Below are 23,861 nucleotides of genomic sequence, written 5' to 3' on the forward strand. Positions count from 1 at the left end.
CGGTGACTTTATGATAGACAATCAATTGATTTTGAACAAAAAATAAACATAAAAATCACAAACAGTTTACACTCACCGCGCCATTCTCTCAATGAATCCAGAACAACAGCAGGGAAATTCAGGCCAGGCTTAGGGTTGCAGCAAGCTCAGCAACCCGGCGGCCTTGTTTTCAATTTCCTGCCACTCTGCGGCGGCGTCAGAGCCGGCCACGATGCCCGCACCGGCATACAGCCACAATCCCTGGTCATCGAGCTGCGCGCAGCGCAGGGACACACAAAACTCACTGCGGGAAGAAGACAGGTAACCGGCAGATCCGGCGTACCAGCCACGGTCGAAAGGTTCATGTTGCAGGATAAACTCGCGGGCAGCCTGGCGTGGGAGCCCGGCAACCGCCGCCGTGGGCTGCAAGCGCTGCAGACAATCGGCATCGTCACCCTGGTTGAGCCGGCCTTCAATGCGACGCCGCAGATGCTGCACCTTACGCAAGCGCACCACCTCCGGCGGCAACACATCCACCGCATCGGCTCCCCCTTGCAGACGTTGGCAGATGTCATCCACCACCAGCAGATTCTCATGCTGGTTTTTGCCATCCTGCAACAACCACTGCGCCAGCGTCTGAGCCTGCTGTCGATCGGGGTGATTGGCCACGGTGCCCGCCAGCGCCTCCGTCTGCAGATGGCGACCGTTGCGCAGATAGAGCCTTTCCGGACTGGAGCCGAGAAAGGCGCAATCTGCATCAAAGCGCAGCATAAAGTGATAGCAGCGGTGGTTCACCCGGCGGCTGGCGTCCATCATCGCCGGTGCAGACAGCGGGCAATCCAGCGTCAGTAACGTACTGCGCGCTAACACCACCTTCTCCATCCGTTGCCGACCTATCGCTTGCAGTGCGTCGTGCAGCATGATTTCCCACCCGGCAAGATCCGGTTGATGCTGCACCTGGGTCACCTGCGCCTTTAATGGCGTGATGGGCCTTGCCAACGAGGGCTGCTCCAGCCCGTGGCCGGCTAACACCGCATCTTCGCGCAGCGAACTGGCAGAAAACAGATTCAGAGTTAAATGTGTTTCACCGTCACGGCTCAGAATTTCCAGCCGTGGCAAAAATAAATGGGCCTCACCGTCAAAAGCATTCAGCCCCCATACCCGCGCTCCCTCATGCTCCCTGAGAAATGCCTGTGCCTGCCGTGGCTGGCTAAACTGACATACTGCGCCGCAGACTGCCGCCTCCTCATGCCCATCGCGATGACGCCAATAAAATTGCGGGAATGCCGCTTGCGCCGCCAGCCACTCCAGCAAATGGCCGGCTAACGGTGCCGGTACGGGAAGTGAAAGCTGCCGGAAACCACCCACAGCTGGAAAAGGTTGTTCAAGCTGCTGGCGTAACCGCCTCAGCAATCCCGAAAGTTGTTCCACGACCACCTCAATAACCAAGCTTAATGTAAGGAATTATACGGCAAATCAAGGCAGGACGGCGGAAAAATAGCGTTGGGGATCAACGCCAGCGGTCTTTAATTGTTTATTAAAATTAAACAATTAGTTCAAAAAACGGCCAACATGCCATTATGCAGCTATACTGAGAAGGCATGTTCCTGCCTGCTGCGAACCCACGCCAAATCTGCCCGGCGCTAAAAACAGGATATTCACGATCTCCCAGCGGTTTCACCGGCTGCCCTTTGGGTCAGATGTAAGGAGCTTTTGTGTGAAAGAAATACTAATCAATTGGTTAAAAAAACAACGCAGAACACCGAAAGTAAAATCTTTACCCGCCCGGCGCGGCAAGGGAGAACCCGAGCCTAGCGGCGGAACGATCAAGGCCGAGCTCTTTTCTGTCGATCAAATGGAGCGCTATGGCCAACGTCTGGCGCGCTCCCACAAGCTGGCGACGCGTAAGACTCCCTACTACTTGCTGAAACGACTGGATGATAACGAGCGCATCCTGGCGGAAAGCTGCCATCAACTCAGCAATGGCAAGAAAGCCAGCATGACCCCCGCCGGCGAATGGCTGCTGGATAACTACTATCTGATCGAAGAACAAATCCGCGTCGTGCGCCATCACCTGCCGAAAACCTTCGGGCGCGGCCTGCCGCAATTGAGTGCACCGCATAACTGTCCACGCATCTATGACGTTGCTTCGGAAGCCATTGCACACGGTGACGGCCGCTGGGATGCCGAGAGCCTCACGCGCTATATCGCCGCCTATCAAAAAGAAGCCAATCTGACATTGGGTGAGCTTTGGGCGCTGCCTGGCATGCTGCGCCTGGCGTTGATCGAAAACCTGCGGCGCGTCAGCGTTGAGGTGGCCCAGGCGCAGCAGGAGCGCAATCTGGCCGACAGCTGGGTGACTAAAATGCTGGAATCGGCGGAAAACGATCCGGCCAATCTGATCGTGGTGATTGCCGACATGGCGCGATCCAATCCCCCGCGCACCAGTGCCTTCGTCGCCGAGCTGGTTCGCCGCCTGCAGGGTCACGGCACCATGCTGGCGTTGCCGCTCACCTGGGTGGAGCAGCGCCTGGCGGAAGTCGGCCTGACCTCCGACGAATTGATCCACCGCTTTAACCAGCAATTGGCGGTCAGCCAGCTGTCGGTCAGCAACAGTATTTCCGGCCTCCGCCAACTGAGCGAAATGGACTGGGCTGAATTTGTCGAAACCATGAGCCAGGTGGAACAAACTCTGCGCCAGGATCCGGCCGGGGTTTACCCGTTGATGCACTTCACCACCCGCGACAACTACCGCCACGTGATTGAAATGCTGGCGCGGCATTGCCCGCACAATGAAGTGCAGGTCGCCCAGCATGTGCTGAATATGGCGCGCATTGCGGCTGAAATTCCCTCCAGCGATCCACGTTGCAACCACATCGGCTATTACCTGATTGATGATGGCCGCCCGGAGCTGGAGCAGCAACTTGATGTGCGCCTCGGCCGTATTACCCGCCTGCGCCATGCGTTGAGTCAGGCGCCGCTGCTTTCCTGGCTCGGCAGTCTGAGCCTGATCACCACCGCCTGCTGCGCCGAACTGCTGCGCCACGCTTACAGCACCGGCATCAGCTGGGGGCTGGCGCTGTTGTTTTTCCCCATGGCGATCGTCATCAGCCAATTCGTGCTAAACCTGCTCAGCGAGGTCACTACCCGCAGCCGTACCCCACAACCGCTGCCGAGGCTCGATTTTTCCTGCGGCATTCCGGCCGAGTTCCGTAGCCTGGTGGTGATACCGACGCTGATTGACAGTAAAAGCGACGTCGATAAGCTGATCAATGCACTTGAAGTCTGTTATCTGGGCAACGCGATGAAACATCTGCACTTTGCCCTGCTTACCGACTTCAACGATGCCCCGCAACAGCAGCACGCGGACGATGCCGAACTGTTGGCCTATGCCAGCCAACAGATGGAGGCGTTGAACGGGCGCTACCCTTGTGAAGGGCCCAGCCATTTTTTCCTGTTTCACCGCAACCGTGAATGGAACGAAAAACAGGGCGTGTGGATGGGGCTGGAGCGTAAGCGCGGCAAACTGAATGCGCTGAACGACTGGCTGCGCAACCGTGGCAACGCCTTCTGCACCCAGATTGGCGACGGGCTGGAAGTGCTGAAAAACGTCAAATACGTCATCACCCTGGACAGCGATACCGTATTGCCGCGTGAAAGCGCTCACCAGTTGATTGCCGCCATGGCCCATCCACTCAATCAGCCCCAGTATGACGCGCGTCAGCAACGGGTGGTGGAAGGTTATGCCATCCTGCAGCCACGCATGGCCGAGGAGATCCCAAGCTATGGTCAGGGCCGTTATGCCGCGCTGTGCAGCAGTACGCCGGGTAACGATCCCTATACGCTGATGGCCTCGGATATCTATCAGGATTTGTTTGGCGAAGGCTCGTTTATCGGTAAGGGGATTTACGACGTAGACGTGTTCTCACACAGTCTGAAGGGAACCTGTCCGCCCAATCTGGTGCTGAGCCACGATCTGCTCGAGGGGTGTTATGCCCGCTCCGGCCTGCTGAGCGACGTGCTGCTGTATGAACAGTATCCCAGTAATTATCTGGTAGACGTGGCGCGGCGTTCGCGCTGGATCCGCGGTGACTGGCAACTGCTCAACTGGCTACTGCCACGGGTGAAAACCGCAGACGGCAGCCGTACCGCCAACCCGCTGAGCACCCTGTCGCGCTGGAAGCTGTTCGATAACCTGCGTCGCAGCCTGACGGCACCCAGCCTGCTGTTGCTGCTGTTTTGCGGCTTCGTCTGGCTGCCGAATACCCGTTACTGGCTGGCGGTGTTTGCCATTATTCTGCTGCTGCCGACCCTGTTGGCGCTGGTGCAGGACATCGTGCACAAACCGCCTCGCAGGCCGTTCCTGCAGCACCTGTTGTTGGCGCTGAAAGGCTCACTGCGCCGACTGTCGCAGGTTGGATTGCGGCTGGCCACGCTGCCGCATGAAACGCTGTACAGCCTGAAAGCGATTGCCGTCACCCTCTGGCGATTGCTGATCACTCAACGCAACCTGCAGGAGTGGACCAGTTACGATCAATCCAAAGCCCGCCAGCAGGTCACGCTGAAAAACTTCTACCGCGCGATGTGGATCAATCCGGTGACCGGCCTGGTGCTGCTGTTCTTCACCCTGATGCATAACCCGATGGCGCTGTTTATCACCCTGCCGCTGGCCGCCCTGTGGATGCTGGCGCCACTGCTGCTGTGCTATCTCAGCCACGAACCCCAGCGCAGTAAAACCGCCATTAACGATGAACAGCGGCGCTTCCTGCGCCATACCAGCCGCCAGACCTGGGACTTCTTCAATACCTTCGTCAATCAACAGGAAAACTGGCTGCCGCCGGATAACTATCAGGAAATACCCGAACCGGTCGTCGCGCACCGCACTTCACCGACCAATATCGGGCTGTCGCTGCTGGCGAACCTCACTGCCTATGACTTTGGTTATCTGACGCTCAGTGAGGCACTGCGGCGTATCGAACTGACGCTCAATACCCTCGACCGAATGGAACACTATCGCGGCCACCTGTACAACTGGTACGACACTCGCACGCTGGAGCCTCTGACCCCGCGTTATATCTCCAGCGTCGACAGCGGCAACCTGGCCGGTCACCTGCTGACCCTCAGCGCCGGCTTGCCGGCCCTGGCTCACCAACCGGTCATTGACCCGCAACAGATGCTGGCCGGGCTGGGCGACAGTTTGCAACTGCTGGAGCAACATTGGGGCGACGCTGCGCCGAAAAACCTGTCGAAGCTGCGTAATCACTGGGAGCGAGCGCACCACAGCCACCCCGCCGCCCTGCTGGCGGAGCTGAATGCCATGCGCAATTACAGCAACGGGCTGCAAGAGCCGGCACTGAATCACGATGAGGAAACCCAACGCTGGGCCGGTGCACTGCATCAACAGCTCAATGAGCTCTGTGCGGAATGGGCGCAGTGGTGCGACTGGCTGAGCGACGGTCTGTCAGAACTGGAACAGGTGCCCAGCCTGCACTGGCTGGCTAACCCACCGGGAACCTTGAAGCTGTCGCCGGAGCAGCAAAGCCAACTCGAGGCAGCCAGCGCCCTGGCGCAGGAACGACTGACCCAGTTGTACAGCCTGCAGCAGCGGCTGGAAAAAATGGCGCAGATGGACTTCCACTTCCTGTATGACGAATCGACCCATTTACTGACCGTCGGCTTTAACTGCGATCAAAACCGCATGGACAGCAGTAAATACGATCTGCTGGCATCGGAGATCCGCCTGACCAACTACGTCGCTATCGCCACTAACCAGGTACCGCAACGCAGTTGGTTTGCGCTTGGCCGCTTGTTCACCGTGATCGACCGTGAACCAGCGCTGATGTCGTGGAGCGGTTCGATGTTTGAATACCTGATGCCGCAGTTGGTGATGCCCGCCTACCCCGATTCGCTGCTGGTGCAAATGTGCCGGGCGGCGGTGGAACGGCAGATTGCCTGGGGCAAGGAACGTGGCGTGCCCTGGGGCATTTCCGAATCCGGCTACTTTGGCTTCGATGCCGATCAGAACTACCAGTATCATGCCTTTGGCGTGCCCGGACTGGGCCTGAGACGCGGGCTGGGTGACGATATGGTGGTCGCACCTTACGCCACGCTGATGGCGTTGATTGTCGATCCGCACGCCGCCTGCAATAACCTGGTCACGTTGGAACAAAACGGCGCTAAAGGCCGCTATGGTTTCTACGAGGCGCTGGATTACACCACTGCCCGCCTCAGCCGCGGTCAGCTGTACGTAATTATCCGTTCTTATATGGCGCACCATCAGGGCATGAGCTTCCTGGCCCTGTCGCACCTGCTGCTGGATGCGCCGATGGTGGCGCGCTTTGCAGACTATCCGGCATTCCAGTCGACACGCCTGCTGCTGCAGGAACGGGTGCCGGATGCGGTTGAGCTGTACAGCACCCGCCGCCACTTCGAAACCCATGAGGGCACCATTACCCCGGCCAGTTTCGCCGCACGCGAATTCAACCGGGTGGACTCGCCGATCCCGGAAGTGCAGTTGCTGTCCAACGTCAATTATCACCTGATGCTGACCCAGGCGGGTGGCAGCTACAGCCGCTGGCAGAACCTGGCGCTGACCCGCTGGCGTGAAGATGCCACCTGCGATAACTGGGGCGCTTTCTGCTACCTGCGCGATCCGCAAACCGGCGAGGTATGGAGTAATACCTGGCAACCGATCGGCGGTGCCGCCAAGGGGTACAGCGCCGTATTCAACGATGCCGGCGCCGAGTTCCAGCGCCAGCAGGGCGCGTTGTCGGTCAAAACGCAGATCGTGGTGTCACCGGAGGATGATATCGAGCTACGCCGGGTGACGCTGATCAACCGTGGTAAACAGCCGCGGACTATCGAAGTCACCAGCTATGCGGAAGTGGTGCTGGCGCCGGCCGGCAACGATCTGGCTCACCCGGCCTTCAGCAACCTGTTTGTACAAACCGAGCTGCTGGCGGATCAGGACGCTATTTTGTGCCACCGCCGCCCACGCGAACCGCAAGAGAAATGCCCGTGGTTGCTGCACATGATGACGGTACAGGGCCGCAGCAGCCAAACGTCGTTTGAAACCGACCGTGCCAAATTTATCGGCCGTGGTCGTACCCCGGCCAACCCCCAGGCGCTGTATCAAAATACGCCGCTGAGCAACAGCGCCGGCCCGGTAATTGACCCGATCATCGCTATTCGCCAGCGCGTGGTGTTGGAACCGAACGTGCCGCTGACGCTGGATATTTTCTATGGCGTCTGTGAAGACCGAGTCAGCAGCCTGGCGATGCTGGAAAAATACCGCGACCGTCATCTGGCGGACCGCGTGTTTGAACTGGCCTGGTCACACAGCCAGGTGGTACTGCGCCAATTGAATGCCAACGAGGAAGACGCCAACCTGTTCAATCGCCTGGCCAGCGCGGTGGTGTTCCCGGCGCAGGAAATGCGCGCTGCCAGCAACGAGATTATCCAAAACCGCCGTGGCCAGTCAGGGCTGTGGGGACATTCGATCTCCGGCGATCTGCCTATTGTGCTGCTGACCGTCACCGACGGTGAAAATATCGAGCTGGTGCAGCAGCTGATCCAGGCGCACAACTACTGGCGTCTGAAAGGGCTGCAGGTGGATCTGGTGATCCTCAACGAAGACGTCGGCGGCTACCGCCAGGAACTGCAAAATCAGATCATGAGCCTGATCGCCGCCGGGATGGAATCTACCCAGACCGACAAGCCCGGCGGCATCTTCGTGCGCACCAGCGAACATATGTCACCGGATGATCACCGCCTGCTGCTCAGCGTGGCGCGGATATATCTCGACGATCGCCGCGGTGGACTGACCGAACAGCTCAATCAGCGCCTGCAACTGCCGCAAATTCTGCAGCAACCGCTGTCGCCGGTGACCGCCTCGTCGAAACTGGCCACGGTGGACAATCTGCCGCGTAACCTGCATTCGCCGCAGTTGCCCGCCATTGACGCACTGCAGTTCTATAACGGTCTCGGCGGCTTCTCGGAGGATGGCCGTGAATATGTGATTGCGATGAATGAAAGCAAGATCACCCCCGCGCCCTGGTCAAACGTGATCGCCAACCCGATGTTCGGCTCGGTGATCTCGGAAAGTGGTCAGGCATACACCTGGTACGAAAACGCCCATGAATACCGCCTGACGCCGTGGGATAACGATCCGATCTGTGACCGCAGCGGGGAAGCCTTCTATCTGCGTGATGAAGAGAATGGGCATTTCTGGTCGCCCACACCGTTGCCCGCCCGCGGCCGCGGTCACTATCTGACCCGCCACGGTTTTGGCTACAGCGTGTTTGATCACCGCGAAAACGGTATCGACAGCCAGCTCACCGTGCTGGTGGCCAAAGAGGCACCGGTCAAACTGTTCCTGCTGACGCTGACCAACACTTCCGGGCGCACGCGCAAGCTGTCTGCCACGGGCTATGTGGAGTTTATCCTCGGCGATCTGCGGCAAAAATCCGCCATGCACATCGTCACCCAGGCGGCAACGCTCGAGAGCGGCTGCGGGATCCTGGCCACCAACCACTACGGCAGCAGCGGATCGGAACGCACGGCTTTCTTTGGCGTGACCGGTGTGCACTGTTCGATCAGCGGCGATCGGCGTGAATTCATTGGCCGCAATGGTTCGCTAACCAATCCGGCGGTGCTGAAGCTGCGGCGGCTGTCTGGCAAGGTCGGCGCAGCCATGGATCCCTGTGGCGCCGTGCAGTCGGCCATCAGTCTGATCGACGGCGATCAGCGCAGCTTTGTATTCGCCCTCGGCTTGGGGCAAAACGCCGATGAGGCCCAGGCGCTGCTGCAAAATTACCTGCGGGAAGACAGCCTGCAAGATGAACTGCAGCAGGTCGCCGCGCATTGGGACGGCATTCTCAACAAGGTGCAGATCGGCACGCCGCAGCCGGCCGTCGATCTGCTGGCCAACGGCTGGCTGCTGTACCAGACCCTGTCCTGCCGAATTCAGGCGCGCAGCGGTTACTACCAATCCGGCGGTGCCTTTGGCTTCCGCGATCAGCTTCAGGATACGCTGGCATTGACCCACGCCGCCCCTGAGCGCCTGCGAGAACAGATCCTGCTGTGCGCCTCACGTCAGTTTGTCGAAGGCGACGTGCAGCACTGGTGGCACCCGCCACAGGGTAATGGGGTGCGCACGCGCTGTTCAGATGACTATCTGTGGCTACCGCTGGCGATTTGTCACTATCTGGACGCCACCGACGATCAAAGCATTCTGGACGAACAGGTAGGTTATCTGGAGGCACGCAAGCTGGCGCCGGGCGAGGAATCTTCCTACGAACAGCCGGCCCTGAGTGCAACGCAGGAAACCCTGTACCAGCACGGCGTGCGAGCGTTGAAACACGGCTTGACCTTCGGTGAACACGGTCTGCCGCTGATGGGCGCCGGTGACTGGAACGATGGCATGAATATGGTGGGCCTGGAGGGCCGCGGTGAGAGCGTGTGGCTCGGTTTCTTCCTGTTCCATATTCTGCAGCGCTACGGTGAACTGGCGCAACGCCGTAACGACGCCGACCTGGCCACGCAGTGTCGTCAACAGGCCGCCACCCTGCGCGATAATCTGCGCGACCACGCCTGGGACGGCGAATGGTATCGCCGGGGCTATTTTGACAGTGGGGAACCGCTGGGATCTCATCAGTCGGCCGAGTGCCGTATCGATGCCATCGCCCAGAGCTGGTCAGTGCTGTCCGGGGCCGGCGATCAGCCGCGCAGCCTGCAGGCCATGCAGTCACTGGACAAACATCTGGTCGACGATCAGGCCGGTCTGATCAAATTGCTGACGCCGCCGTTTGACGGCAATGGCCCTAATCCTGGCTATATTCGCGGCTATCTGCCCGGCGTGCGGGAAAATGGCGGCCAGTATACCCACGGCGCCGTATGGGCGGTGATGGCCTTCGCCGAGATGGGCAATATTGAACGCGCCTGGGAATTGATGGCGCTGATCAACCCGATCAACCATAGCCTGGACAGCACCGCTGCCGAGCGCTACAAGGTCGAACCTTACGTGGTCACCGCCGATATTTACGCGGTGGCACCGCATGTTGGCCGTGGCGGCTGGAGTTGGTATACCGGTTCGGCCGGCTGGATGTACCGGCTGATCCTCGAGTCATTGCTGGGGCTGAAACGCCATGGCGATCGGCTGACCGTTAACACCCGTCTGCCAGCCGACTGGCCGCAGGTGACGGTTAACTATCGGGAAGGTGGCAGCGAGTATCAGTTGATTGTCCGCCAGGGACAGGGTGATGCGCAGGTGACTGTCGACGGTGAAAAACAGCCGGAGGCCGTGATAATGCTGCTGGACGATGGGAAAATCCATCAGGTGGAGGTCACGCTGGGGCAGTAAATGTCAGGGCGCGGCGGTTGCCGCGCCCACCTTCTGACAGGCGTTATTTACGCGCCAGCAGCAAGCCCAGCACCAGACCGACCGTCGCGCCGATGCCCACGCTGTGCCATGGGTTTTCACGCACGTAACCGTCGGTGCGGCAAACCGCATCCTTGGCCCGCGCATAGTAGGACTCGGTAGAGTCAGCCAGTCGTGATTTGACCTCGCTCAACGCCTCTTCGGCATGAGCCTTGATGTCAATATAGGCCTGATCGGCACGATCGCCGGAGTACTTCAACACTTCTTCCAGCGTGTCGCTCAGCATTCTCAGATCGTCATCGAGCGTGGTTTGATCCGTATCCGTATTTCTCGCCATGTTAAGTTCTCCGTGATAAAAAATGAAAGGCCCTTAACTATAGACAAGGATCACCGCTCTTCGCCATCAGACTATCGGCTAAAATCAGAACACCAGCTGTACCTTGGCCGCCTGACTCTTGTCACCGGCAAAGGTCAACGCCTGTGCCAGTTGCTGATTATCAAACTCGGCAGACAGTAGCGGCAACGGATTGACGGTCCCCTCGGCCAACCAGGCCACCGCCAAATCAAACTCTTCAACAAAACGAAACGATCCCAGCAGAGTCAACTCCTTGGCGATCAGCAACATCAGTGGGAAGTCCGGGAAACTGCCGCCCATGCCTACCTGCACTACCGTACCTTTGGCGCGGGTGACTTCCAGACAACGCTGCAACGACAGTGGGTGGCCGGAAACTTCAAAAGCGATATCAAAGACCCCCTTTTCCTGCTGGTAGGGGCTAAAATCGTCATTGCCGGCATGCAGACAACGGGTCGCCCCCATTTTCTGGGCAATATCCAGGCAACGTGGGCTGAGATCGGCACAGACAATTTCGTCGGCGCCCAGCGCCTTCAGTGCCGCCACCAACAGGCAGCCAATCGGGCCAACGCCGGAAACAAACACCCTTTTCCCTTTAACCTCACCCGGCTGTTTCGCCGCGTGGATCGCCACCGCCAGGGGTTCGGCAAACACCATCACCTTTTCATCGCGATCGGCATCGAAGGCAATGCACTGGGTGCTATCGACCACCTTGTACTGAGTAAAGGCGCCGTCAACATGCGGGAAGTACATCGCACTGCCGAAGAAACGCATTTGGGTACATTGGTTTTGCTGACTCGCCAGGCAATACTTGCACTGTCCACAGGGTTTGCTGGGGTTTAACGCCACCTTCTGCCCCACTGGCAGCCGCGCGGTATCACTGGCCACCACTTCACCGATCACCTCATGGCCGAGCACCATCGGCTGCCGCACCTGAAAACTGCCGACTTTGCCTTCCTGGTAATAATGCAGGTCGGAACCGCAGATGCCACCACGGGTGATTTTCACCAGCGTGCCGATCCCCTGATAATCCACTTCCTGCTCCACCACCGCCACGTCATATTTGCCGTTTACCACGCAGGATTGGGTTTGAATTTTCATCATGATTTTCCCTTGAGCAGGCGGCTAGACCGCAGCGGACATGCCGCCATCGACAAACAGCAGATGACCATTAACAAAATCCGAGGCTTTGGACGACAGGAACACCGCCGCGCCGATCAGCTCCTGCGGATCGCCCCAGCGGGCGGCCGGGGTACGCTTGGTCAGCCAGGCGGTAAACTCCGGGTTATCCGCCAGCGCCTGGGTCATCTCGGTTTTGAAATAGCCCGGTGCGATACCATTGACCTGAATGTTGTAGCGTGCCAGCTCCACGCACATGCCACGCGTCAACATTTTTACCGCACCTTTGGAGGCGGCATACGGCGTGATGGTGTCGCGGCCCAGTTCGCTCTGCATCGAGCCGATATTGATAATTTTGCCGCTTTGGCGCTGCACCATATGGCGCGCTACGGCTTGTGACACCATAAATACCGCCTTCTGGTTGACGGCGATAATGTCGTCCCAGTCTTTTTCCGGAAATTCGGTAAACGGATGACGGCGCTGAATACCGGCGTTGTTGATCAACACATCAATCCCGCCGCTTTCCGCCTCGATTTTTTCTATCGCAGCATGAATAGCCTGTGAGTCGGTGACGTCAAAAGCCGCCGCATCGGCGCGGAACCCTTCACGGCGCAGTGTTTCAACCGCACGCTGGGCGTTTTCCTGAGTGGTGGCATTGACCAGAATATGGGCGCCATACTGCGCCAGCCCACGAGCCAGCAGAAAACCAATGCCTCGAGAAGCGCCGGTAATCAGTATTTTTTTGTTATCCAGTGAAAATAAGGTGTTCATAACATTCCCCGGCAATAGCATTTGGATAGGACTGACGCCTATCTCAGCGGATCGCCGTCGGTAAAAACGTGATAAAGATCACTTAAAACAGTGTTACTAAAAGCTGTTACCTTTAACGTGAAGCCGCGCATTCACCCGGGGCAGGGAATTACCATATTTAATTGAAAAACATGAAGTTTATACTTTACAACGTCGATTGTTATCACCAGATCGATTTGTTAACATGGCAGAATTAGCCATCTTTCCGCTCCACCCTGTTAAGGCCCCTGAATGAAGAACCAACGCGTCACGCTGCAGGACATTGCACTGCTCGCCGGTGTGACCAAAATGACCGTCAGCCGCTATCTGCGTACGCCGGAAAAGGTGGCGGCCGAAACCGCCGCGAAAATTGCCCAGGTGATGAAAGAAGTTAACTTCACCGACAGCGATGAGGCGCGCTCAACTCAAAAACCGCGTATTGGCGTGTTGATCCCCTCCTTCAACAACCAGATTTTTGCCGATCTGCTGGCCGGTATCGAATCCATCACGCTGGAGCACGGCTATCAAACCCTGGTGGTGAACTATGACTACAGTCGTCAGCGGGAAGAAGAGCACATTATCCAACTGCTGGCCTACCCGATCGCCGGGTTGATCCTCACCGATTCAGAGCACACTCTGCGGGCGGAAAAATATCTGGCGGCGGCAAAAATCCCGGTGGCGCAGGTCATGGATCTTGAAGGGCCTGAAGGACGGATCGCCGTGGGGTTTGATAACTATCAGGCGGGTTTTGACATGACCGAAGCGCTGCTCGCCAGCGGTAAACGTCAGGTGGTTTACTTTGGCGCCATGTCCGACGCACGCGACACCAAACGTTTCCAGGGCTATTGCCGGGCGATGGAGAAGCAGGGGTTGATGCCGCGGCAAATCACGCCGCATCGGGTGTCGTCGGTCTCGGTCGGCTCCGACATGCTGGCGATGGCGCGACAGCTCTACCCTGATTTGGATGCTATCTTGTGCACCAATGATGATCTGGCGGTGGGTGTATTGCAGGCGTGTCTGCGGCTCGGGCTGAAGGTCCCGCAGGATATCGCCCTGTCAGGTTTTCACGGTCTGGATATCGGTAAGGCTACCACGCCGGGGATCGCCAGCGTGATCACCCCAAGGTTTGATATGGGCAAGGTCGCTACAGAGATTTTGCTGAAACGCATCAAAGGGGTGCCCTGCATTGAGCGCGTTGACCTGCACTACCGCATTTCACTCGGCGGCACCATTTAAATCAGCGGTTAACATGCTCGGTAACAGCCGTTGTCTGTTTAGGTTTATCTTTGCGCGCCGCCAGCCACAGGCCGCTGTTTTTCATCGCGTAGCCGAATACCAACCCCACCAGCAAGGACAGGGTGACCAGCGGCCAGTCACCGCCACCGGCGAAGGTGGCGCAGGCGCCAATAAAGGTACCGGGAACAAACCCCAACCACTGCTGCCTGGCCTGAATGCACATCAGGAAGGCCACCGCACCGGTCAACAGGTAGCCGAGCATGCTCCAGGCGGGCGCCAATTCGCTGCCGTGAATGATCACCATCGCCCAAAAGATCCCGCTGCAACAGGTTAGCGTGCTGATCAACAACCCTTTCAGCCCGCCCTGTGGGCAAGCAAAATAGGCCGTACAGCCCAGGAAACCGGCCCAGCTGATCAGCCCCAGGCTAACCGCCACCCAGCCCCACACGCCGGACAGGATCCCGGTCGTCACAGCAATGGCAAAAATAACGTTCATAAACCGACCCGCAGCAGAGAAAGCGCGCAGTTTACTCGAAAATCGGCAATGTTATGTGATGAAATTCACATAAAACATGTAATGAGAAACATGGTAATTACAGAGTTGTGGAATTTGTCACAAAAAAAACCAGCGTGGCAAGCACGCTGGAAATGACACACAACAACACCAGGGAAATCGGATCGCCACATTGCGCAGCGACTAGAGACTTATACCCTACCAACTTCAACTTTCAGTCAATCAGACATCCAGCTTGGAAGACGACGGGTATCTCAGCGCGGGAAGCCCGCACGGGTCACCATGAAGCTCAAAATTAAGCACACCACGGCACTGACCATAAATAACAGATTGACCGCCAGATGCAGGCTGGCATGGTCGATCACTACCCCCAACAGGATCGGGACCCAGTTGGCGATATAAGCAATAACGTAAAACAGTGAAATCAGTCTGGCATGGCTGGCCTTCGGTGAAATCAGGTTCACCAGCGTGGCACTGCCGACAAAAATAGCCCCGTAGGCATAACCGGCAATCACCATGCCGGCACTGGCCAGACCCAACGAGTTGATCTGAATGGCTTCGGCAAACACCACCACCGACAACGCCTGCGCCAGACAACCAAACATCAGCGAGTGGCGCGCATTAACGCGGCGACTCAGGATCTGGCTGATACCGGCAATCACCAGGTAAACCGCAATCACATAGCCGTAAACGCCGCGGCTATGCATACCCAACAGCTTTTCCGACACGCTCGGACCGATCGCCAGAATACTGGCGGCCACCGCCCAACAGATAAACAGTGCGCCGGCACACAGGTAGAACTTGCCGCCGGTAGCGCGCAGGCCGTCAGCCAACGAACTTTTCTCTGCTGCGGCATCACTCCCCTGCGCCCCGCTTAACGGCACGGCAACGGCTTCAACCGGCCATTTCAGCATCACGCCCAACGCAGCCACGGCGGCCACCGCCATAATGATAATGAACGGCAGCGAAGTGGTATGGAACCCGGTTTGCAGCGCCACACCGCTGAAAATCGGTCCCAGTGCCAGGCCGGTGGTGAATGACAGCGTGGCAATCAGCGCCGCATTTTTACCGCCGTCTTTCGGCCCAAAACGCACCAATGCAATGTTGGCCGCACCGGTCAACGCCCCGGTGCCGATCCCGGCCAGCAAACGTGCCATAAACATCATCAAAAACGAATCGGCCATCGAGAACAACAAGGCCCCGGCCAGCACCACCAGCAAAGCCGGTACTATCATGCTGCGCAGGTCTTTCACCTTACCGGCCATGTTGCCCACGCCGAACAGCGAGATCAGCACACCGGCGGCATAGGCACCATAAATGACCGTAAGGCTGACCGAGCTTAACGCCAACTCATGTTGATAAAGCGGATAAAGCGGCGTCGGCGCACTGCTGTTGAGCAATGCAGACATTAATGCCAGGGCTAAAAACAGCAGGATGGCAAAATGCGACGTGCCCGAATTCGCTTTAGCCGCTTCATCAACAGCCACACCTTCAGACATTCTTCTCTCCCGAAATAATCTGGATAAACACTAAACCCTGAAAACCAAACTCATCAGGAGACGCGTTCATCATACCTTTCGGGTATAACCGTCAAAATAGCCAAGAATGCATCATAGTGATTCATTAATGCATCCTGTTGCATGCAAAACTACACCGCTTCGGCCTTGGCGACCTTCGCCGGCGCGCGTTTTAAAATAGCCAGCGCGCCGGAAAGTATAATCAGTGCCATACCGCCCGCAGCAATATAAGATAGCGTCTCGCCAAACAGCAGATAGCCGAGCAGCGTGGAGAAAATGATGGTGCTGTAGGACAGAATGCTGACGATCACCGCGTTGCCGCTGCCATAGGCACGGGTCATGGTGATCTGCCCCAGGCTACCAAAAACGCCGATGGCACCCACGCACAGCATCATGGCGCTATCCAGCGTGGTAAAGCCCACGACCGTCGTCATCACGCCCCCCACCAGGGTGCCCACCAGCGAGAAGTAAAACACCACCCGCAGTTCCGGTTCGCCACTGCGCACCAGTTTGCCGACGTTAAAATAGGCCAGCGCGGTCAACAAGCCAGAAAACAGGCCGATCAGCGTGGCGGCATACTCACCGTTCGGCGTATCAGGGCGCAGCAGGACCACAATGCCGATAAAGCCCAGCAGCACCGAGAACAGCAGCTTGCCGGTCAACTGCCCTTTCGACGTCACAAAGGCGATCGCCGACTGGAAAATCGGGTTGGTGTAGCCCAGCGTGGTGGCGGTGGCGATCGGCAGGTGGATCAGCGAATAGAAACCGCAGTACATTGCCGCATTACCGATGGCGGCGCGCTTCATATGCAGACCCAGGTGCCGGGTGCGAAAGCCGAGGTTTTTAACCTGAATTAACGCAGCGACGATCAGCACGTTAATCACCGAGCGGTAAAAAATGATGTCGAAAAAGCCGACTTTGGCCGAAGCCAGTTTGATGCTGGCCCCCATCAGCGCAAAGAACCCGCTGGCGACAACCATCCACAAAGCAACCATGATTCCCTCGGTATACCGCCCCCAATGGGCAATAAAATAAAACGGGGCGAATGTATTCGCCCCCTACAGGTAACGCAATCGACAACGCTGTAGCTTGAAAGATGTCGGGGATATTATTCGGCGGCTTTCACCGTCAAGGGCTTGTTATCGGCGCAGGCAAAGAATACCAGCATCTCGGCACCTTTATCGCCGGAAACGCCCTGATGCACGATATCTACCGTGTCGGTAAAGGAGTCGCCCTGCTTAAAGGTGTGCTTCACGCCGGTTTTCTTAACCGTCAGTGAGACGCTGCCACCGGTCATATACACCGCGCTAATGCACGGATGGGTATGCCAGGCGAGCACCTTGTTCGGCTCCACCGTGACCTTCAACATGGTGATCTGCGGGGCGCCGGCCGGATAATGCTGGTACGGCGAACCTTCCCACGAGGTCTCGGTTTTCAGCAGGGTTTCTTTGGTAATGCCTTCGCCGTGATCGTCAGCGGCCTGGGCATAGCCCTGAAATGCCATCATTAATGCCAGAAGTGCCAGTTTATACATTGTTATCGCTCCATGACTACTGTGAACAAAATAGAATGGCGTGATACAAAAGCAATAATGACGGCTCCCGCAGTTTGTGGGCTACGTCCTTACAAGCCTTTGATACGCTGCTCGTATTCTACGATGCTCTCGGCATAGTATCGATTAGGCGCCACATGATTACCTACCAACACTTCTATCAGGAACGGTCCTTCGTGCTCAGCCGCAGCGGCTAACGCCTCATCCAGCTCTTCCAGCGTGGCCGCTTTGGCAGAAGGAACCCCCAGACTGTTGGCGAAGGCCTTCCAGTCGTGATTCGGCAGCGCCGTATAGTCCGCCGAGACACCACGGTTCTGCAAGGTATCTATGTGCATCGCACCATGGGCGCAGTTATTCATCACCACAAAGGTCATCTTGACCTGATAACGGGCCGCAGTCTGGATCTCCATGCCGTGCATCAGCATACAACCGTCGCCGGTGACCACCACACAATCACGGTGCGGCGCCGCCAGCTTGATGCCGATACCGGCACAAATCGCCCAGCCCATCGGTGCCAGAGAGCTTGAGGTATGGTAATCACCGCGCCCACTGGCCAGCCAATGATGTGCCATAAAGATCCGGTGCGCACCGGAGTCGACCACCACGTTAGTGTCCTGATTCATACGGCTGCGAATGCGTTTGATGGCATCGCCGGGGTACATATTGGCTTCACCCAGGGCAAGACGCGCCTGTAAATCGGGTCGTTGTTGCTCCAGCGGCAGTGAACGCACCTGTTCGAGCCAGCCATTGCGCAAGCTTTTGATACCGACCAAATGCGCATCTTCATCGCTGACCGCATCCAACAGGTGGTGCAGCGTGCCGGTCAGGCTGGAGAAAATCTGCATGTCCGGCTGATAATGCGAACTGACCTTGTCAAAATCTTCATCAATTACCACCAGCGTTTTGGTGCCATGCAGCCGCGGATTCCAGTTCAGGCTGTCGCGCTGGCTGAGATCGCAGCCCAGCACCAGCAGCACATCGACTTCGTCGCCATTGATGGTTTCCACCGCCCGGGTGTGACCGGCGAAGCCATACAGCCCCAGCGCCAGCTCGTGCCCTTCGGGAAAAGCGCCCTTGCCGGACAGCGTAGTGGCGACCGGCAAACGGTATTTCTCCGCCAGGCGCAACAACAGTGCAGCATCCAGCGGGTTATTCATGCGGTTTCCCACCAGGCAGGCAACGTTCAGCCCGCGCAGCAGATAATCGTCCACGACCTGCTCCAGCGCCTGCTGGTCGATCGCTGCTTCGCGGCACTGCGGCGTACGCTGCGGGCTGGCTTCATAATTGCCGGCCACCCCTTTCTTTTGCATATCAACCGGCACGCTTAAATAAGCACGGCCTTTACGCTGGGTGTTCAGGCAGGACAAACTGCGCCGCAGCTCGTGCTGCAACGTAAGGTTATTTTTCACTTCTATGGCGGCGGAAAGCAGCGGTTTGACGATAGTCAGCTCATCGATGCCGCTATTGCTGCCGTCCTGGAAAGCGCCCTGCGCTTCATGATAAGTGGCGATCCCGCCGGCCAGATACAGCACCGGGATTTTATCGGCCTGTGCCGCGGCCATTGCCGGCAGGAAATTCATGGTGCCGGGGCCGGAGATACCCAGGCAGACGCCAAATTTGCGATTAGCACGGGCGTAGCCATCGGCCATAAAACCGCAGGCGGTTTCATGAGCACCGACGATGCCGGTAATGGCTGAATGTTCAATGGATTTAATCAGTGGGTACACCAGCTTGCCGGGTACCAGGAATATGTGCTGAATGCCGCGTGCTTCAAGACTCTGGATAATCACATCAGCGTTACTTTGCTCTGCCGCTTTCGCGCCGGGCGTTGCAATAACCCTGACACCGTCCGCAGTTGCCAGTGCAACGGGGGTGTATAACTTCTCTGCGTGAGACTCCATTTTTAATGTCCAGTCGTGGTAGGCCAACCTGATTCAGAGTCGATCCCACCAGGCTGTTAGCCAACAGAGACAGGCTCTCATACGCATCTGTTTATGCGTTTAGGGTAACACTGGCACGAAATGTGCGCCAGATCACAGCATAAACGTTGATAAGCATAAAGATTGTCGGGTAAAAATAAAGATGCAAAACTGCTTCACGTTGATGCATTTATTCATATCCTGAAACATAATAAATAATTATGATACGTGGGCTCCATTTGCAGCCTAAACCAGAGCCAGTACGGTTGCGCAAGAATGAACATCGACAAGGCCGATAAGCCTGTACAAAGGAAATGGCATGATGAATTGGGATGACGCACGCTTCTTCCTGGCAGTAGCACGCTGCGGCACTTTACGAAAGGCCGCCAATGAACTACACGTCGACCAGGCCACCGTCGGACGGCGCATTACCGCTTTTGAAGAGAGCCTCGGCTCCAAGCTGTTTATCCGCACGCCAAAATCATTTTCCCTCAGCCCCCTGGGCGAGGAAATGCTGGCGGACGTCATGAATATGGAAAACGCCGTGCAGGCGATTGGCCGTAAAGCCACCAGCGGCGACGACAGCCTGTGCGGCAATGTGCGCATCGCCACCACCGATACCATGGCCGAGGCCTTTGTCATCCCGGCGCTGAAAGCACTGCGGGAGCAACACCCGCTAATCACCGTCACCATGCTGACGGCGGTGAATATCTCTGATATTTCCTATCGTGGCGCAGATCTGGCGATCCGCGGCGCACGGCCCGAGTCCGATGAGCTGATTATCAAACGTATGGCGACCATCGAAATGGGCTTGTATGCGACACAGGACTATCTCGACAAACACGGCTTGCCGACCAAGGGTGACCATCTGCGCGGTCACGATCTGCTGATGTTCCCGCGCGAACTGGTGCCCCGTCACTGGAACGACTTTTGTGGCGAAGCGCTGATCGATCCCAACGTGGTTCTGCAGTGTAATTCGCAGTTACTGCTGCGCTCGGCGACCCGTAACGGCTTGGGGATCGGCCTGCTGTCCTCCTTCCTGGCGGATAAAGACCCGGACCTGGTGCGCATCTTCCCGGAGAATAAAGACTGGGTCGATATCTGGCTGGTGCTGCATCCCGATCTGCAGCGTGCCGCGCGGGTACGTGCCGTCGTGCAGGCACTGGAAGCCTCGTTTCAAAACAATCCCGGCTGATCTCCCGCCTCATAAAAAAAGGTTGCCGAAGCGACCTCAGACTGCTGACAAAGCCCGTTATTAGGGAGAGCGTGCCGAAGGGGTCGTAGCGGCTTGCCCGCCGGAGCGCCCCTCGGTGCGCTAGGCCCGGGTATCTCGGCTTCAATGACGATTTCATCTTCATCAAACTCAAAAAAAGGGCGCCAAATGGCGCCCTTTTTTACTGCCTTGCTGCCAATCAGAACATTGGCTGTGCCATCTGCACCAGCGTAATCAGTGGCTGTGGATAAACACCCAACAGCAGCACCAACGCGGCGGAGATCAGCACTACCACACCGCCTGCGGTCAACGCCCAGTTGTTCGGGGTATCGCGCTGCAGCGCTTCCGGCGCACTGAGGAACAGGCTGACGGTCACACGCAGGTAGTAGTACAAACCAATGGCGCTGCCCAGCACCACTGCGCCGGTCAACCACCACAGGTGAGCACTGACACCCATCGCGATAACAAAGAACTTACCGATAAAGCCCAGAGTCATCGGGATACCGGCCAGTGACAGCATCATCACCGTCATGACCGCGGACAGAATTGGCTTATGCCAGAACAGACCACGGTAGGAGAACAGTGAGTCGGCGTCCGGGCCACGGTACGGGCTGGACATCAGGCTGACCACACCGAACGCGCCCAGGCTGCTGAACAGGTAACCGGCCAGGTAAACCCCGGCAGTTTCCAGCGACAGCTGATGGGTTTGCACCGCAATCAACGCCACCAGCAGATAACCCAGGTGGGCGATCGACGAGTAACCCAGCAGACGCTTGATGTTGGTCTGGCTGATGGCCATCAGGTTGCCGAACAAAATTGAGCAGACGGCAATGATTGACAGCACCATGCGCAGCGCTTCGTTGTCGGCAGCCGGTGCATACAGGAACAAACGCATCACTACGGCAAAGATCGCAATCTTGCTGGCGGTCGCCAGGAAGGTTGAAACCGGCGCAGGCGCCCCCTGATACACATCCGGCGTCCACAGTTGGAAGGGTACCAACGACAGCTTGAAGCCCAGACCAACAATCATCATGCCCATACCCGCCAGGATCAGCGGCTGGTGCATCATGTTTTCTTGCATGCTTTTGCCCAGGCCGGCCAGTGACAGGTCACCGGACTCCGCATACAGCAGCGCCATACCGAACAGCAGGAATGACGACGCGGCAGCGGACAGCAACATGTACTTGATAGCCGCTTCCAGCGGGCGCTTCTGGCGGTAGGCATAGCCCACCAGGCCAAACAGCGGTAGCGAGATCAGTTCAATACCGAGGAACAGCGACGCCAGATGGTTGGCGCTCGCCAGCAGAATGCCACCCATGGTCGCAATCAGCACCAGCAGGTAGAACTCTTCGCGGTTGTCCGGGTAACCGACCAGCCAAGGATAGGCAAAGGTACAGGTCGCCAGACTCGCCAGTATCACCAGCCCGGTATAGAACATCGAGTAGCCGTCTATCCGCATCAGCGGGGTGACGTCCATTGGGCCTACCTGGCCAACAAAGTACAGTGAAAGCAGCGCCAGGTTGAGACCGATCACGGTCAGGGTGGCGTTGATAAAGTGGTCGCGTCGCCACGCAATGCCTAGCATCACAACCACCACCGTCAATCCGACGATCAACAGTGGTAACAATGCGATCAGTTGTTGAGGAGTTATTGTCATGGCGAATTACGGCCTTGTTGTTGAAATTGCTGAAACTGACGAACCAAACCAGTGTTGCACGTTGCTCATCGCCGCATTGGAAGTATCCAGAATCGGCTGCGGGTAAACCCCGAGCAGAACCAGCAATACCACCAGCAACAGAACGATAAACAGCTCACGCGCGGTCATGCCCGGCAACGGTTGGTCAGATTTGGCTTTGCCGTAATAGGCACGCTGCATCATGATCAACGAGTAAACCGAAGCAAACACCAGACCGAAGGTAGAAATCACGGTGATCACCGGCACAACCTGGTAGCTGCCGAACAGGATCATGAATTCACCGACGAAGTTACCGGTACCCGGCATCCCCAGCGTCGCCACTGCGAAGAACAGCGACAGCGCAGGGATGTATTTGATACGTCCCCACAGACCGCCCATTTCACGCATGTCACGGGTATGCAGACGTTCGTACAGCTGGCCACAGATGATGAACATACCGGCCGCAGACAGGCCGTGCGCAATCATCTGGATCACCGCGCCCTGGTAAGCCAGTTGGCTGCCGGTGTAGATGGCGATCAGCACGAAGCCCATATGGGAAACCGAGGTGTAAGCAATCAGACGCTTGATGTCGGTCTGCGCAAACGCCATCCAGGCGCCGTAGAAGATACCGATCACACCCAGCCACATGGCGATAGGCGCAAACTCGTGTGACGCTTCCGGGAACAGCGGCAGGCTGAAACGTAACATGCCGTAGGCCGCGGTCTTCAGCAAGATCCCCGCCAGGTCCACAGAACCTGCGGTAGGGGCCTGGCTATGCGCATCAGGCAACCAGCCGTGCAGCGGTACCACCGGCATTTTCACCGCGAAGGCAATGAAGAAGCCTAGCATCAACAGGTATTGCACGTTGTGCGACATTGGCGTCTGCAGCAGATCTTCGTAATCGAAGGTCCACACGCCGGTCGCGTTATAGTGCACGAACACCAGGCCCATAATCGCAATCAGCATCACCAGACCGCTGGCCTGGGTATAGATGAAGAACTTGGTGGCCGCAGTGATACGGGTTTTCCCGTCCGACGCCTTGTGACCCCAGAGCGCAATCAGGAAGTACATCGGCACCAACATCATTTCCCAGAAGAAGAAGAACAGGAACATGTCGATGGCGAGGAACACGCCGATTACCCCACCCAGGATCCACAGCAGGTTCAGGTGGAAGAAGCCCTGATATTTCTGGATTTCACGCCAGGAACAGAGGATCGCCAGCACGCCCAGCAGGCCGGTCAGCACCACCATCAGCAGTGACAGGCCGTCCAGCGCCAGGTGGATGGAAATACCAAAGCGTGGGATCCACGGCAGCAGGAATTCAGACTGCCACTGCGGAATGCCTTTCGGCGTAGTCAATGTGTAGCCACCCTGCATCCACAGATACAGAGAAAGCGCCAATGTCAGCCCCATTGCGATCAACGCAATCCAGCGCGGCACCTTAGTACCGAAGCGCTCAAACTGCCAGCACAGCAGACCGCCAATAAAGGGGATAAGAATTAGCCAAGGTAATAGCATGGCGTTTTGTGTCCCTTATACGAATAATTTCAAACTTTGTACGTAGCGCCTGCCCTGCAGGGCGCTACGCCCGAAAAATGCGTCTGTTTAAATTATTCAA

The 23,861-nt window shown here is 57.4% G+C and carries 14 protein-coding genes; 3 read left to right on the forward strand and 11 right to left on the reverse strand.

The window, feature by feature from the left end; all coding sequences use genetic code 11:
* Positions 1–129: 129 nt before the first annotated feature.
* Positions 130–1,410, reverse strand: coding sequence for an isochorismate synthase MenF (gene menF / locus BEI65_RS00160; RefSeq protein WP_099061592.1), 1,281 nt, complete (start codon positions 1,408–1,410; stop codon positions 130–132).
* Positions 1,411–1,696: 286 nt separating this feature from the next.
* On the opposite strand from menF, the gene BEI65_RS00165 reads away from it, so the two are divergent.
* Complete coding sequence (locus BEI65_RS00165; RefSeq protein WP_099061593.1) at positions 1,697–10,339, forward strand: GH36-type glycosyl hydrolase domain-containing protein; 8,643 nt, start codon at positions 1,697–1,699, stop codon at positions 10,337–10,339.
* A 43-nt stretch (positions 10,340–10,382) separates the two neighbouring features.
* Here the strand turns inward: BEI65_RS00165 and elaB are convergent, their stop codons facing one another.
* From elaB to idnO, 3 genes are all read right to left on the reverse strand, one after another.
* Positions 10,383–10,694: a stress response protein ElaB gene (gene elaB / locus BEI65_RS00170; RefSeq protein ID WP_099061594.1), complete on the reverse strand. Its 312-nt coding sequence runs from the start codon at positions 10,692–10,694 to the stop codon at positions 10,383–10,385.
* A gap of 84 nt (positions 10,695–10,778) precedes the next feature.
* The gene (gene idnD, locus BEI65_RS00175) at positions 10,779–11,810 is read right to left on the reverse strand and encodes an L-idonate 5-dehydrogenase (RefSeq protein WP_198404381.1); all 1,032 of its coding nucleotides are present in this window, start codon (positions 11,808–11,810) and stop codon (positions 10,779–10,781) included.
* 24 nt (positions 11,811–11,834) lie between these two features.
* Positions 11,835–12,599 carry a gluconate 5-dehydrogenase gene (gene idnO / locus BEI65_RS00180; RefSeq protein WP_085117744.1) on the reverse strand — a complete coding sequence of 255 codons (765 nt, stop codon included), beginning with the start codon at positions 12,597–12,599 and terminating at the stop codon, positions 11,835–11,837.
* A gap of 270 nt (positions 12,600–12,869) precedes the next feature.
* Between idnO and BEI65_RS00185 the strand changes: the two genes are divergently transcribed.
* Complete coding sequence (locus tag BEI65_RS00185; RefSeq protein WP_099061596.1) at positions 12,870–13,853, forward strand: LacI family DNA-binding transcriptional regulator; 984 nt, start codon at positions 12,870–12,872, stop codon at positions 13,851–13,853.
* Position 13,854: 1 nt separating this feature from the next.
* Here the strand turns inward: BEI65_RS00185 and BEI65_RS00190 are convergent, their stop codons facing one another.
* The 5 genes from BEI65_RS00190 to BEI65_RS00210 all read right to left on the reverse strand — a co-directional run bounded on the left by BEI65_RS00190 (position 13,855) and on the right by BEI65_RS00210 (position 19,337).
* The gene (locus BEI65_RS00190; protein ID WP_099061597.1) at positions 13,855–14,349 is read right to left on the reverse strand and encodes a DUF1097 domain-containing protein; all 495 of its coding nucleotides are present in this window, start codon (positions 14,347–14,349) and stop codon (positions 13,855–13,857) included.
* Between the two features lie 272 nt (positions 14,350–14,621).
* The gene (locus tag BEI65_RS00195) at positions 14,622–15,866 is read right to left on the reverse strand and encodes an MFS transporter (protein ID WP_099061598.1); all 1,245 of its coding nucleotides are present in this window, start codon (positions 15,864–15,866) and stop codon (positions 14,622–14,624) included.
* Between the two features lie 149 nt (positions 15,867–16,015).
* Positions 16,016–16,879 (reverse strand): DMT family transporter, encoded by an 864-nt coding sequence (locus BEI65_RS00200; protein ID WP_099061599.1) that lies wholly within the window; start codon positions 16,877–16,879, stop codon positions 16,016–16,018.
* Between the two features lie 113 nt (positions 16,880–16,992).
* Positions 16,993–17,418: a cupin domain-containing protein gene (locus tag BEI65_RS00205; RefSeq protein ID WP_099061600.1), complete on the reverse strand. Its 426-nt coding sequence runs from the start codon at positions 17,416–17,418 to the stop codon at positions 16,993–16,995.
* An 89-nt stretch (positions 17,419–17,507) separates the two neighbouring features.
* The gene (locus tag BEI65_RS00210) at positions 17,508–19,337 is read right to left on the reverse strand and encodes a thiamine pyrophosphate-binding protein (protein ID WP_099061601.1); all 1,830 of its coding nucleotides are present in this window, start codon (positions 19,335–19,337) and stop codon (positions 17,508–17,510) included.
* Positions 19,338–19,674: 337 nt separating this feature from the next.
* On the opposite strand from BEI65_RS00210, the gene BEI65_RS00215 reads away from it, so the two are divergent.
* Positions 19,675–20,550 carry a LysR family transcriptional regulator gene (locus BEI65_RS00215; protein WP_099061602.1) on the forward strand — a complete coding sequence of 292 codons (876 nt, stop codon included), beginning with the start codon at positions 19,675–19,677 and terminating at the stop codon, positions 20,548–20,550.
* A 217-nt stretch (positions 20,551–20,767) separates the two neighbouring features.
* On the opposite strand, the gene nuoN is transcribed toward BEI65_RS00215, so the two are convergent.
* Both nuoN and nuoM read right to left on the reverse strand, forming a co-directional pair.
* Positions 20,768–22,225, reverse strand: a complete 1,458-nt coding sequence (gene nuoN, locus BEI65_RS00220) for an NADH-quinone oxidoreductase subunit NuoN (RefSeq protein WP_099061603.1) — start codon at positions 22,223–22,225, stop codon at positions 20,768–20,770.
* 6 nt (positions 22,226–22,231) lie between these two features.
* Positions 22,232–23,761, reverse strand: coding sequence for an NADH-quinone oxidoreductase subunit M (nuoM, locus tag BEI65_RS00225; protein WP_099061604.1), 1,530 nt, complete (start codon positions 23,759–23,761; stop codon positions 22,232–22,234).
* Positions 23,762–23,861 lie beyond the last annotated feature (100 nt).

Source organism: Serratia sp. BW106 (assembly GCF_002607755.1).
Taxonomy (GTDB): Bacteria; Pseudomonadota; Gammaproteobacteria; order Enterobacterales; family Enterobacteriaceae; genus Serratia; species Serratia proteamaculans.

Coding starts and splice junctions, on each gene's coding strand:
- idnD (WP_198404381.1), bottom strand. CDS start 11,810: ATGAAAATTCAAACCCAATCCTGCGTGGTAAACGGCAAATATGACGTG.
- BEI65_RS00200 (WP_099061599.1), bottom strand. CDS start 16,879: ATGGTTGCTTTGTGGATGGTTGTCGCCAGCGGGTTCTTTGCGCTGATG.
- elaB (WP_099061594.1), bottom strand. CDS start 10,694: ATGGCGAGAAATACGGATACGGATCAAACCACGCTCGATGACGATCTG.
- BEI65_RS00185 (WP_099061596.1), top strand. CDS start 12,870: ATGAAGAACCAACGCGTCACGCTGCAGGACATTGCACTGCTCGCCGGT.
- BEI65_RS00215 (WP_099061602.1), top strand. CDS start 19,675: ATGATGAATTGGGATGACGCACGCTTCTTCCTGGCAGTAGCACGCTGC.
- nuoN (WP_099061603.1), bottom strand. CDS start 22,225: ATGACAATAACTCCTCAACAACTGATCGCATTGTTACCACTGTTGATC.
- nuoM (WP_099061604.1), bottom strand. CDS start 23,761: ATGCTATTACCTTGGCTAATTCTTATCCCCTTTATTGGCGGTCTGCTG.
- BEI65_RS00210 (WP_099061601.1), bottom strand. CDS start 19,337: ATGGAGTCTCACGCAGAGAAGTTATACACCCCCGTTGCACTGGCAACT.
- BEI65_RS00195 (WP_099061598.1), bottom strand. CDS start 15,866: ATGTCTGAAGGTGTGGCTGTTGATGAAGCGGCTAAAGCGAATTCGGGC.
- idnO (WP_085117744.1), bottom strand. CDS start 12,599: ATGAACACCTTATTTTCACTGGATAACAAAAAAATACTGATTACCGGC.
- BEI65_RS00190 (WP_099061597.1), bottom strand. CDS start 14,349: ATGAACGTTATTTTTGCCATTGCTGTGACGACCGGGATCCTGTCCGGC.
- BEI65_RS00205 (WP_099061600.1), bottom strand. CDS start 17,418: ATGTATAAACTGGCACTTCTGGCATTAATGATGGCATTTCAGGGCTAT.